We start from the raw sequence: 12506 nt of genomic DNA, 5'->3' as shown, positions 1-12506 counted from the left end.
ACCCAGCGCCTTATAGATCCCCACCACCGCCAAGCGCTGTTCCGTGCGCGCCGCCGTCAACGCCCGGCGGCTGGTGAAGTCCGCGCGCTCGGCCTCAAGCACATCCAGGTACACGCCCTCGCCTTGCGCAAACCGCTCGCGCGCAAAGCTGGCTGCCTCACGGTTGGCGGCCGCCTCCAACAGCCGCAAGCCCAGGGCGTTGCCGGCCGTACGGTTGGCCTGGAACGCATCATCGGTTTCCTGCAGGGCCCGCAACACGGTCTGGTCATAAGCGATCAATGCCGCCTGGGTGCGTGCCTCGCTGGCGGCAATCCGCGCTCGTACGCGCCCGGTGTCCAGCAGTGACCAGCGAATCACCGGCGCGATAAAGTTCGACTGCATGCCCGCATCGCCCAGGGCGCTGAGACTTCCGGCCAGCAAACCGATGGAACCCTGCACCTGGATATCCGGATACAAGCCAGCGGTTTCCACGCCAATCTGCGCGGTCGCAGCCGCCAGCGTGCGTTCGGCCGCGGCAATATCGGCACGGCGCGCCAGCAAGCCGGCCGGGTCTCCCACCTGCAACGTGCGCAGGTTCAAGGTTTCACGCCCAGGCCGGGCCAGCGGTGGCTTGAACCCCTGGGGCGCTTGCCCCAGCAGCACCGCCAGCGCGTTGGTTGACTTGGCGCGACGTCGCTCCAGGTCAGGCGCTACCGCCTCGACATTGCGCAACAAGGCCTCGGCACGCAGCCGGTCGAATTCGGTGGCGGCGCCGACGCTGACCATCTGCCCCACCAGGCCCAGGCTGTCGCGCTGGCTCTGGCTGATATCCGCGACCACCGCCTGTTCGGCTTCGATCCCTTGTAGCTCGAACCAGGTTGCCGCGACCGTCGCCGCGACGCTCGCTTGCACGCTGCGCAGCAACGCCTGACGCGACCCCGCCTGGGCCTGGGCCGCCTCCACCGAGCGACGCACGCGCCCAAACAAGTCGATTTCCCAGGCTGCATCCACCGCCGCACGGGTGGTTTCAATAGAGCGCTGCTCGCCGAAGGGAGTCTCGACCTCGCTGCGCTGGCGGTGCTCGTAGCCCAGGGCGGCGCCGCCGCTGGGCAGGAAGCCTTGACGGCTTTCGCGCAACAGCGCCTTGGCTTCGTCCAGGCGTGCGGCGGCGATGCCGATGTCGTGGTTGGCCGCCAGTGCCTGTTGGATCAATTGGCTCAATGCCGGCTCGTCAAACACTTGCCACCACTGCACTTCGACCTCGCCCGGACCAAGCCCGGCGATGGGCGCGCCGAAGCTCGTCGCCCGCTGCGCAGCGGGCAGCACTGGCGCGGAATAGTCCGGCCCCACCGAGCCGCAACCGGCCAGCAGGGTCAACGACAACAGAAAAGCTGGATACGCCTGTTTCATGATGCGCTCTCCTTTAGCTGCACCGTCGGACTCGCCCCCTGACGCTGCACGCGCAGCGCCAGGCTGCGCATCACCACATAGAACACGGGCGTCAGGAACAGACCGAACAGCGTCACGCCCAACATCCCGGCAAACACCGCAACCCCCATGGCATGGCGCATCTCGGCCCCGGCGCCACTGGCAAACACCAACGGGACTACGCCGGCGATAAACGCCAGGGACGTCATCAAAATAGGGCGCAGGCGCAATTGGCAGGCGTGGATCACCGCTTCCAATGGGCTGGCGCCTTCGGCTTCAAGGCTGCGGGCAAACTCGACGATCAGGATGGCGTTCTTCGCAGCCAGGCCCACCAGCACCACCAACCCGATCTGCACGAACACGTTGTTATCGCCCTCCACCAGCCACACGCCGAGGATTGCGCTGAGCAGGCACATGGGCACGATCAGCAACACCGCCAACGGCAGCAGCCAACTGTTGTACTGCGCGGCAAGGATCAGATAAGCCAGCAGCACACACAGCGGGAAAATAAACAGGGCCGATGACCCGGCGAGCTTTTGCTGGTAGGTCAAATCTGTCCATTCATAGGTCACGCCCTCGGGCAGTACCTCCTGGGCCAGGCGCTCCATGAGCGCAACCGCCTGCCCGGAGCTGACCCCTGGCATCGCGCCGCCAGAGATATCCGCCGAGGGATAGCCGTTGTAGTGAATCACCCGGTCAGGCCCGGAGCTCGGCGTGACCGTGACAAACGCTGATAACGGCAGCATGTCCCCGGCGGCATTGCGCACCTGCAGGCGGCCAATGGCTTCGGCCTGCATGCGATGGTCCGCGTCGGCCTGGGCCGTGACTTTGTAGGTGCGGCCAAACCGGTTGAAGTCGTTGACGTACAGCGACCCCAGATAGACCTGCAGCGACTCGAACACATCCGCCAGGCGCACGCCCTGGCTCTTGACCTGGGTGCGGTCGATGTCGACATTCAGTTGCGGCGCATTGACGTCCAGGCTGGTCATCAGCCCGGCTACCTGGCCTGACTCAGTGGCTTTGGTCATCAGTACCTGGGTCTGCTGCACCAGCGCCTCCAGCCCGACGCCGCCACGGTCCTCGACCTGCAGCTTGAAGCCCCCGGTTACCCCGAGCCCCGGCACCGGTGGCGGCGGGAACACGCCGAGGAAGCCGTCGGGGATGCTCGCAAACTTGGCCTGCAGACGCCCGGCGATGGCGACCGCCGCCATATCCGGCGAGGTGCGCTCTTTGAACGGATCAAGCATGACGAACATCACCGCCGCATTCGGAACGTTGACGAAGCCGTTGACCGACAGTCCCGGGAACGCCACGACACTCTCGACCCCCGGCTCATCCAGGGCGATTTTCGACATTTGCCGCACCACCGCATCGGTACGCTCCAACGAGGCCGCGTTCGGCAGTTGGGCGATACCGACCAGGTAGTACTTGTCTTGCATCGGCACGAAGCCGGCCGGTACCGCGTTGAAGCCGAACCAGGTCAATGCGAGCAAGCCGCCGTAAGCCAACAGCGCCACGCCACGACGGCCGACGACCTTGCGCACAGTGTTGCCATAGGCTTGCGGCGCACGCTGGAACGGCCGGCCCAGTACCTCCAACAGCCGTGCGGCACGACCACGCAGGCTGCGCGGGTCATGCACCACAGCGGCATGCCGTGGCCGCAGCAACAGGCCGGCCAGCGCCGGGCTGAGGGTCAACGAGTTGACCGCCGAGAGGATGGTGGAAATCGCGATGGTCAGCGCAAACTGCCGATAGAACTCGCCTTGCAGGCCACTGAGAAACGCGGTGGGAATGAACACGGCCGCCAGCACCGAGGTGATCGCAATGATAGGGCCGGTGACCTCGCTCATCGCCCGTCGCGCAGCCTGCATCGGCTCCTCGCCGTTCTCGATATGCCGCTCGACGTTCTCCACCACCACGATTGCATCGTCGACCACGATGCCGATCGACAACACCAGGCCGAACAGCGACAACGTATTGAGGGAGAAGCCCATCAGGTGCATGACCGCAAAGGTGCCGATGATCGATACCGGCACGGCCATCAAGGGAATCAGCGACGCGCGCCAGTTGCGCAGGAACACCACCACCACGATCACCACCAGCAGGATCGCTTCCATCAGCGTGATGGCCACCGACTCCAGCGAAGCGCGCACAAACACGGTGGGGTCATAGGCAATCCGCGACACCAACCCCTCGGGGAAGTTGGTTTGCAGACGCTGCATGGTATCGCGCACCGACTGCGCCACATCCAGCGCGTTCGCCCCCGGGCTCTGGATGATTTGCAAGGCCACCGCAGGCTCGCCGTCCAGCAGGCTGCGCAGCGCGTAGGCATCGGCCCCCATCTCGATACGTGCCACATCGCGCAAGCGCGTGACCTGGCCGTTATCGCCGGTGCGGATAATGATGTCGCCGAACTGCTCTTCATCCGTCAGGCGCCCGAGGGTATTGACCGTGACTTGGAACGCCGCAGTGGAGTCCGGCGCCTGGCCGACCGAGCCGGCCGCCACTTGCACGTTCTGCTCGCGCACGGCAGCAATCACATCACCGGCGGTCAAGCCACGGGCGGCGATCAGGTCCGGGTCGAGCCACAGGCGCATGCTGTATTCACCCGCGCCCCACACCAGCACATCGTTGATCCCCGGCAGGCGCGACAACTCATCGCGCACCTGCAGGTAGGCGTAGTTGGAGATGTAGAGCGGGTCATAACGCTGGTCGGGGGACAGCAGGTGGACCACCATGAGGATGTCCGGCGAGGTTTTCTGCGTGACCACGCCCAGGCGCTGCACCTCTTCGGGCAAGCGCGGCAACGCTCGCGACACACGGTTCTGCACCTGGATCTGGGCCATGTCCGCGTTGGTGCCCTGGGCGAAGGTTGCAGTCAGAATCATGCGGCCATCGGTGGCCGACTGCGAGGTCATGTAAAGCATGCCCTCAACCCCGGTGATCACCTGTTCCAGCGGCGCCGCCACCGTCTCGGCAATCACCTGCGGGTTGGCCCCTGGGTAGGACGCGGTCACTTGCACGGTGGGCGGCGTGACGGCCGGGTATTCGCTCAACGGCAGGTGGAAGAAGGCCACGATGCCGCCGATCATCATCAACACCGACAGGACAATGGCGAAGATCGGTCGGTCAATGAAAAAGCGTGGGAAGCTCATTGCACGCCCCCCACCGCCAGCGGTGCTTCAAGCGGCTTGCCGTCAATACTGGCGGCCAGCGGTGTCACCTGCATGCCGGGGCGCACCAGCCCTTTGACGACAATGCGCTCGCCCGGTTGCAGGCCCTGTTCGATGACCCGCAGGCCGTCGACCACCGGGCCCAGTTCCACCGGGCGGTATTCGGTCTTGTCGCCCTCACCGACAACCAGCACATAACGGCGGCCCTGGTCGGTGCCGATGGAATGGTCGGCAACCAACACCCGGGGTTGCGCCACGCCGGTATCCAGCTTGACCTTGGCGAACAGCCCCGGCGTCAAGCGCCCATCCCGGTTTTCCACCACCGCACGCACGCGCACCGTGCCAGTCTTGCGGTCAGCCGAGTTGGCCAGAAAATCCACGCGACCGGCCCGTGCATAGGTGGTGTCGTTGAGCATCGCCACCATGACCTTGGCGGCTTGTTCGCCCTTGGACCCGGCGTGTTGCCGCGTCGCTGCCAACGAATGCAGGTAGGTGCGTTCATCCACATCGAAATACACATGCAAGGGGTCGATGGAGACAATCGTGGTCAGGGGTGTTTCCCCGCGGGTCACATAGTTGCCTTCCGTCACCAATGCGCGGTCGATGCGCCCGCTGATAGGCGCGGTGACGCGGGTGTAACTCAGGTCAAGTTGGGCTGTATCCAACGCAGCCCTGGCGGCCTCCACCTGCGCTCTGCCGGCGTTCAACGAAGCAACGGCGGTGTCGAGACGATCACGTGCCACCACCTTCTTGGCATATAACTGCTCGGCACGGCCATGCTCGGCCTGGGCCAGCAACGCATTGGCCTCGGCCTCGCGCAGACGTGCCTTGGCTGCGTTCACTGCCGCCTGGAACATACGCGGATCGATCACAAACAGTGGACTGCCCTTGGCCACGAACTGCCCTTCGGGCACGCTGACACTTTGCAGATAGCCACTGACTCGCGGGCGCAATTGAACCTGGTCGATGGCGGTCAACGAACCGGTGTACTCCACAAACGGCGTCACCGCACGCGCCACCACCTGGGCGACCGGCACGCCGGGTGGCTTGGCTGCTGCAGCTGGCGGCGCATTGTCCGAGCATCCGCCGAGCATCAATGCTACGGCCAACGCCCCGGTAATGAGGCTTACTGGTTTGGTGCACATCGTTCACCCTCCTTGGAATTTTCAAGACAAACCGACACGTGGGGTTTTTATCCGGCTTGCCATACTGGGAAGGTCAAGCGCTATAAAACCGGGGGGTGTGTTTTTGTCTGGGAAATACTTGGAGGTGAATCAAATGGCGGCCACAGGGGCTTGGTGGCGCTCGGGCTTACCTGTCGAGCGTGGTTGAAGGTGGGAGCTGGCTTGCCTGCGAAGGGATCAACCCGGTTTGGCTGGTAGACCGAGGTGTCTGCATCGCAGGCAAGCCAGCCCCCACATTTGGATTGCGCGGTGTCAGCCAGGTATCTGTGGGCTCAGGCTCAGCTCCACGCCACCACCAGCAAGCCGGCGCCCAACACCAGGCACAACGGCGAATAGAAATAGGTATCCAGGCGAGCAAACCTCGACCCGCCGACCTTCTTGAAAAACCCCACCAGCTCCGAATCCCCAATCGCCCGGGCAAACATCAGCACGGCAATCGCGCTGATACCCCACTGCAACGCCCCGTGGGACACCGGCGAGAAATACAGCCCGGCGCGCAGACACACGAGCAAGGCAATCGCCACCAGCCCCATCGCCACCAGAAAAGTACCCAGCGCCGACGGCTTGAACGCCGGTCGCGGCCCGCTGGCAAACTCTCCGGGCAGTTGCGGGATAGCGGCCAGGCTGCCGAGCTTGCCACCCGCAGCCCAATACAGGTGCACCATGCTGATGAAGGTAAATACCCCGACGATCCACCGCGCAATCACAAAGCTCATGGTCGGCGCTCCACAAAAATGTGCGAATGAGGATAGCCGCCCTGAGTTTTTTTGCAGGCATTTCGTCGGTCGCTGATGATAAAGTGCCGCCCCATGAAACTCGCCCGTGCCGACCGCTCACTCATTGCCTGGACGCTCTACTGCTGCGTCCTGTTCAATGTGTTCGCCTGCAGCATTGGTCATGGGCAGATGGTGGGGATGCAGCTCAACGGCATCAGCGGCCAGTTCTGTACGGTGGACCCACGTACCCAGGCGCCCCTGCCCAGCAATTCTACGGATGAGAGCCTGCCAACGCTGTCGAAGGCGTTTGGTTGCCCGCTGTGCTCTACCGGCGGCATGGGCCCGGCGCTCAACTCCCACCTGAATGTGGCAGTCCTGCCGCAACCCCATGCGCCGCCCGCAGCGGTGGTGCTCGCCGCCGACATTCCCGCCCGCTTCACCTGGCCTGCGGCTAATCCGCGCGCGCCACCTGCCTTCGCCTGATCCCTGCGCGTTCTGATCTGCACCGCTTCGTTTCCGTAAGGAGTACGGGGAGCAGTGCGTTGTTTTCGAGCCAAGTTTTCAGGATTCAACCATGAAACATTTACCCCTGTTGGCGGGCCTGTTCGGCTGCCTGCCTGTTTACGCCTCGGCCCTTGAGTTGGCGCCAACCACCATTGACGGCGAGCAAAGTGCCGAGCCTAGGCTGGCCCTGGACCAATCCAGCGGCATGGCCTCGCGCCTGGGCCTGAGCGTGCGGGAAACGCCGGCGTCGGTGGCCATTGCTAACCGCAACGATATCGAGCGCCACGGCGCCAAGACCGTGATGCGGCCAATACCCTGCCCGGCGTCAACGCCAGCGCGCCGCCTGGGTTTGGCGGGTTTGTCTCGTACCGAGGGTTTACCAGCAGCCAGATCACCCAGATGTTCAACGGCATCAATGTCGCCTCGGGCCTGGCGCGACCGGTGGATGCGTGGATCTATGACCGCGTCGAACTGGTAGGCGGCCCCTCCTCCCTGATCAACGGCGCAGGCTCAGTGGGTGGCTCGCTGAACTACGTGACCAAGCTGGCAAGCCGCGAGGAACAGGCCATCGAGGGCCAACTGAGCTATGGCAGTTACGACACCGCCGGTATGGCGTTCGGCCTCAACCATGCGCTGACCGAACCCGGCGCCGAGGTGCAGCACTACGCCCGCCTGGATGTGAGCCGCAACACCAATCACAGCTACATCGACCGCGACCAGCGCGATGCCTGGAGCGTGGCGTTTTCCCTGCTCAGCGACCTCACCCCGAACCTGTCCCACACCCTGGCCCTGGAGTATCAGGACGAACATGAAGACAGCCCGTACTGGGGCACGCCGGTGCTCAACCCCAAGGCCGGTGAGCTGAAGATCGACAAGCACAACCGCTTCAATAACTACAACGTAGCCGACGGCCGTTATGAGCAACGCACGATCTGGGCACGCTCGATCATCGACTACCGGATCAACGACAGCACCACACTGAAAAATACCCTCTACCACCTCGACAGCCAGCGCGACTACCGCAACCTGGAGACCTACCAATACAACGCCGACAACAGCGCGGTGAACCGCTCGACGGCCTATCAGGTGCGGCATCAGGGCGAGCAGAACGGCAACCAGTTCGAACTGCGCCATGACACGAGCGTCTTCGGCCTCGCCACCACTTGGTCCGGCGGTTTTGAGTACAAGATCAACAGCACCACTAACAGCCCGTTGAACGTGCCGGGCAAAAGTACCGTAGACCCGAACCACTACGACCCGGGGCACTTCTATGATATTCCCGGTACCCGGCCAGGTTTCGTCAAGGACAAGACCAACCAGGTGACGACCAAGGCACTGTTCGTGGAAAACCGTCTGGGACTAACGGATAAGCTCTCGCTGCTGACTGGCCTGCGCTATGACGCCATCGATCTGGACGTGACCAACCATCGTACGATCACCGCCACCAACCCGCGACACTTCAAGCGCAGTTGGGAGCCGGTAACGGGCCGGGTGGGCCTGACCTATCAGTTCATCCCCTCCGCCAACGTCTATGTGCAATACAGCACCGCCGTCGAACAGCCCAACACCACTACCCAGGTGTTCGACGTGTCCACCGGCAAGCAATGGGAAATCGGCAGCAAGTTCGATTACCTGGAGGGCCGCGGTTCCGCCACGGTCGCCGCGTACAGGATCGAACGCAAGGACTTCGCCGTCACCGACCCGCTGGACCCGACCAGCAGCATCCCGGTGGGCGCGCAGTCGTCCAAGGGCATCGAACTGGCCAGTTCGTTGCGCATCACGCCGAGGCTATTGGCCGAAGGCAACTTCGCCTGGGTGGACGCGCAGTACGATGAGTTCAACGAGAAAATCGCCAGCGGCGCCGTGGTGTCGCGCAAGGGCAATACGCCAACCAACGTGCCCAAGCGCGTGGGCAACCTGTGGTTGACCTATGACTTTGCCGAGAATTGGCAAGGTGGGGTGGATGCGCGCTATGTCGCCCAGGTGTATGCAGACAATGCCAACACCCAGACCGTACCGGCCTATACGCTGTTCGGCACCTTCCTGCGCTATAAGGTGGATGCGCATACCTCGATAACCGGGCGCGTACGCAACCTGACTAACGAGGTGTATGCCGAGTTTGCCCATGTGTCGCCGGCGTACTATCTGGGATCACCGAGGACCTTTGAGCTGGCCGTACAGACCAAATTCTAAAGCTTGAATACAGTCACATGTGGGAGCTGGCTTGCCTGCGATAGCGGTGGGCCAGCTTCAAAAAGTGTTGTCTGACACTCAGTCATCGCAGGCAAGCCAGCTCCCACATCTTGATCTTCACTCGATACAAAGACCGCCGGTTACTTGAGGCTCGCCTCGACCTTCTGCGCCACATCTTCCGTCAACCAGGCCTTCCACACCTGCGGATGTTCCTTGAGAAACGCTTGGGCCACCTCCCGAGGCGGCGTGTGGTGCTCGCTCATCGTCGCCAAGGCTTTGTTAAGCGGCTCGATGGGAAACTCGACCTTCTCGAAGAACTGGGCAATCTGTGGATGTTCCTGCTGGAACGGCGTCGACACGCCAATGCTCAGCTTGGAAGCCAATGAGCGTGTCGGCTTCGGGTTCGGATTGTCTGCGTCAGTCAGGGTCTTCCACGCATCTGCATCAAATGGCGGTTCTTCCAGCTGGATCAATTTATAGCGCCCCATCAACGGGGTCGGCGACCAGTAATAGAACAGCACGGGCTTGCCCCGGCGAATCGAAGAGGCAATCTCCGCATCCAGCGCCGCCCCCGAACCGCTGCGGAAGTTCACATAGCTGTCGTCCAGGCCATAAGCCTTGAGCTTCTGTTTGTTGACCACTTCGGAGGTCCAGCCAATGGGGCTGTTCAGAAAACGCCCCTTGCCCGGAGATTCAGGGTCCTTGAACACGTCCTTGTAGCGCGCCAGGTCCTGTACGCTTTTGAGGTCTGGAGCCAGGGGTTTTAGCCCTTTGGAGGGGTCCCCCTTGACCACGTATTCCGGCACCCACCAGCCTTCGGTCGCACCTTTGACGATATCGCCCAGGCCCGCCACCTTGCCTTCGGCTTCAGCCTTGACCCATACCGGACTGCGGCCTGCCCATTCCTCGCCGATCACCTGGATGTCATTCTTGGCCAGGGCGGTTTCCAGGGTAATGGTGGTACCAGGCAAGGTGTCGGTGGGCAGGTCATAGCCCTTCTCGACGATAAAACGCAGTACTTCAGTGATCAGGCTGCCGCTTTCCCAGTTCAGGTCGGCAAAATGCACCGGTGCCTGGGCAGCCGATACCGGCAATGACAGACTCAGGGTTGTCAGGCCCGCCGCCAGCAGTGACTTCAATCCTTTCATGCCTGTGCACCTCGCGTTTTCGCAGTCATGGCGAACGGCTTTGCTGCGAATGCGCGAAGCCTCTGAATAGTTAAGTCAACTCAACTGTAGTAGAGGTTCCAAAAGACAAAGATGCACAGCGTATTTATCGCCTACTCGCTGGCCTTGAAGGTCACCAGTTCACCCTTGCGCCATTTGGCGGCTTTGCCAGTCACGGCCTTCAGGGTCTTGGTCAACCCTTCCTGCAATTGCTCATGGGCGGCGAATACCAACATCACACTGTGGCCTTCCTTGAACACAATACCCTGGCCTTCGTTCGACGACACAAAGGCATAGTCGCCGAGGCCGTAGACGGTCAACTTGATATCGCGAAACCTCAATTCGAACTTGCCACCTTCGCGGCTGGGCAATACCGCTGCGCGAAAATGGTCACCTACTTTGAGTTCCAGACGTGGCTTGTCATCCACGACCAGCGCCGTTTCGGTATCGATTTCGGCGATATAAATACCTTCCGGCGTCTGTTCGGTGACGTAGACAAACCGAGATTGAAACTGCTTGACCAACTTTGCGCGCAAATCACCCAGCACGAATAACGCGTGCATATCCAGATTACTGACTGCCAAGGAAACGCCCCCACATCAAAAAAGCACTGGCCGCCAAAGCGAACAGCACAAAAAATGGCCGTTACGACACGATACAGAGTCATTAAAAAACTGAAGAGAACTCGTAAGGCTAGTACAAACCTCAACGGCGGACCTCATGGGAAGTCAACCGCGATACAGCAAATCACAGGTTCAACGACCCGAGAATACGGGTCTGCCGACTTCAGAGAATAACCCAATTAAAAATGCAGTTTTCCGACACCCCAACACAAAAAAACATCTGGGCATGGAACCAGTCACGAACTACCGACGACAATACTAGAACAGCAACCAGGGTGAAAACCACCCGAAACAACGCAGACAAGCTAACCGGATCGATCGACAGGAGCTGAGCATGCAACGACGTCAACACGACGCTACGTCTTTCCACACTCGTTCACCATGTCCCGACGAACAGCAATACTACTGCCTGCTGAACCTGAATGGGTACTCCAATTCGGTGCTTTACCAAGTTGTACCCGCAGGAAAGAACTTTTTTCATATTCTTGAAGTGCCCAGCGGCAAGATCAAGGGGTTTCGCAGCGATCACATCAAAGCCTGCGAACTGGCCAAGTCCCTTGAAGCCAAGCTATACGCCTCAGGCGGCGGAATCGTTTCGTCGCCTGGATGACTTTACCGCGCCACTGCCCCTCAACAACTGCCATACTGGCCTGTCCATGGAAGTTTGCCCCCCGCGGGTCAGGTTTCATCAACGCAGTTACCTTGAAGGGAAAGCCATACGTGACGGAATTTGATATTGGCGAATTTATTATCCACGGCGATGCGAGGGAAGTAGACGGTGAGTTTCAAGCGGTCATCATCATGCGAGCCAAACCACCGCTGAACAAGGTCACCGCGCACCAGGTGGAGAAAGACCGCTGGTTCAAAACCGCCGACGCAGCGGCCGTGGCTGGCAAAGAGGCGGCCAAGGCACTGAAAACCGCCGTGGATTGCGGCGCGCTCAATACCTGACAATCCGATAGAACTCTGGCGTGCCCTGCCCCTCACATGCATGACGATAAGCCCGCATGGAGAACGCTATGGACACCACCACCCCAACCCTTGAAACCCTGTTCGAACAACTGGGGCTGGATTCCAGCCAGGAAGCCATCGAACGTTTTACCGCCGAACATCGACTGCCCGATGATGTAAAACTCATCGACGCGCCATTCTGGAGCGAACAGCAGGCGAACTTCCTCAGGGAACAATTGCAGGTCGACGCAGAATGGGCTCCCGCAGTGGATGACCTCAATGCGCTGCTGCATGAGCCTCCCCGCGCTTGATCAATGCAGGCTGTCTGACGCTTCCCTGCGCAATAGCGCTTGCCAGGCAGCCTGGCATTCCTGCGCCTCGTCCCGGCTGGCGAATGCAGTGCCGCGCTGCTCACCGTTGAGCAACACCACCCAGCAAGCTCGCTGGCCCAGGGCACGCAGGGTTTCGGGCACGCCACTGCCGATCATTACGGCCACATCGACTTTGTTTTGCATGGAGCTTCTCCGCAGCATTAGTTAGCTGGCTAACAATGTTGGCCATGCTACGGCTTTATTCCAGTTGGAAAAAG

At 61.4% G+C, this 12506-nt stretch carries 11 protein-coding genes and 1 pseudogene; 5 read left to right on the top strand and 7 right to left on the bottom strand.

The annotated features are described in order from the left end of the window. The 4 genes from GIW79_RS13515 to GIW79_RS13500 form a co-directional block, all read right to left on the bottom strand. Nucleotides 1–1389: efflux transporter outer membrane subunit (locus GIW79_RS13515; protein WP_236477375.1), on the bottom strand; the 1389-nt coding region annotated here is incomplete at its 3' end. Further along, the gene (locus GIW79_RS13510; protein WP_072447808.1) at nucleotides 1386–4562 is read right to left on the bottom strand and encodes an efflux RND transporter permease subunit; all 3177 of its coding nucleotides are present in this window, start codon (nucleotides 4560–4562) and stop codon (nucleotides 1386–1388) included. The genes GIW79_RS13510 and GIW79_RS13515, both read right to left, overlap by 4 nt. Next, nucleotides 4559–5725 carry an efflux RND transporter periplasmic adaptor subunit gene (locus GIW79_RS13505; RefSeq protein ID WP_236454857.1) on the bottom strand — a complete coding sequence of 389 codons (1167 nt, stop codon included), beginning with the start codon at nucleotides 5723–5725 and terminating at the stop codon, nucleotides 4559–4561. Before GIW79_RS13505 ends, GIW79_RS13510 begins: the two co-directional genes overlap by 4 nt. 317 nt (nucleotides 5726–6042) lie before the next feature. Further along, nucleotides 6043–6480 (bottom strand): DUF3995 domain-containing protein, encoded by a 438-nt coding sequence (locus tag GIW79_RS13500; RefSeq protein WP_034125683.1) that lies wholly within the window; start codon nucleotides 6478–6480, stop codon nucleotides 6043–6045. Between the two features lie 93 nt (nucleotides 6481–6573). On the opposite strand from GIW79_RS13500, the gene GIW79_RS13495 reads away from it, so the two are divergent. Then, nucleotides 6574–6963 carry a DUF2946 domain-containing protein gene (locus GIW79_RS13495; protein WP_034125684.1) on the top strand — a complete coding sequence of 130 codons (390 nt, stop codon included), beginning with the start codon at nucleotides 6574–6576 and terminating at the stop codon, nucleotides 6961–6963. Nucleotides 6964–7054: 91 nt separating this feature from the next. Next, nucleotides 7055–9177, top strand: a pseudogene (locus GIW79_RS13490) (TonB-dependent receptor). Between the two features lie 140 nt (nucleotides 9178–9317). Here GIW79_RS13490 and GIW79_RS13485 read toward each other — a convergent pair. Both GIW79_RS13485 and GIW79_RS13480 read right to left on the bottom strand, forming a co-directional pair. Continuing rightward, the gene (locus GIW79_RS13485) at nucleotides 9318–10325 is read right to left on the bottom strand and encodes an ABC transporter substrate-binding protein (protein WP_236454856.1); all 1008 of its coding nucleotides are present in this window, start codon (nucleotides 10323–10325) and stop codon (nucleotides 9318–9320) included. A 131-nt stretch (nucleotides 10326–10456) separates the two neighbouring features. After that, nucleotides 10457–10906, bottom strand: a complete 450-nt coding sequence (locus GIW79_RS13480) for a hypothetical protein (protein ID WP_052199932.1) — start codon at nucleotides 10904–10906, stop codon at nucleotides 10457–10459. 394 nt (nucleotides 10907–11300) lie between these two features. Here GIW79_RS13480 and GIW79_RS13475 point away from each other — a divergent pair, with 394 nt between their 5' ends. The 3 genes from GIW79_RS13475 (at nucleotide 11301) to GIW79_RS13465 (ending at nucleotide 12228) form a co-directional block, all read left to right on the top strand. Beyond that, entirely contained in the window at nucleotides 11301–11576 is a 276-nt protein-coding gene (locus tag GIW79_RS13475; protein ID WP_032872432.1) for a hypothetical protein, read from the top strand. Between the two features lie 110 nt (nucleotides 11577–11686). Then, entirely contained in the window at nucleotides 11687–11917 is a 231-nt protein-coding gene (locus tag GIW79_RS13470) for a hypothetical protein (RefSeq protein WP_034125688.1), read from the top strand. Nucleotides 11918–11985: 68 nt separating this feature from the next. Further along, a complete protein-coding gene (locus GIW79_RS13465) occupies nucleotides 11986–12228 on the top strand; it encodes a DUF2789 domain-containing protein (protein WP_034125689.1) in 243 nt (80 codons plus the stop codon). Here GIW79_RS13465 and GIW79_RS13460 read toward each other — a convergent pair whose 3' ends face one another. Continuing rightward, the gene (locus GIW79_RS13460) at nucleotides 12229–12432 is read right to left on the bottom strand and encodes a hypothetical protein (RefSeq protein ID WP_058410528.1); all 204 of its coding nucleotides are present in this window, start codon (nucleotides 12430–12432) and stop codon (nucleotides 12229–12231) included. Nucleotides 12433–12506: the final 74 nt, after the last annotated feature.

The sequence above is a fragment of the Pseudomonas sp. PA-7-1E genome (genome assembly GCF_021605325.1).
Classification (GTDB): domain Bacteria; phylum Pseudomonadota; class Gammaproteobacteria; order Pseudomonadales; family Pseudomonadaceae; genus Aquipseudomonas; species Aquipseudomonas fluorescens_BV.
Note: the sequence above shows the minus strand (reverse complement) of the source record. Positions and strands in the feature narration are given on the sequence as shown.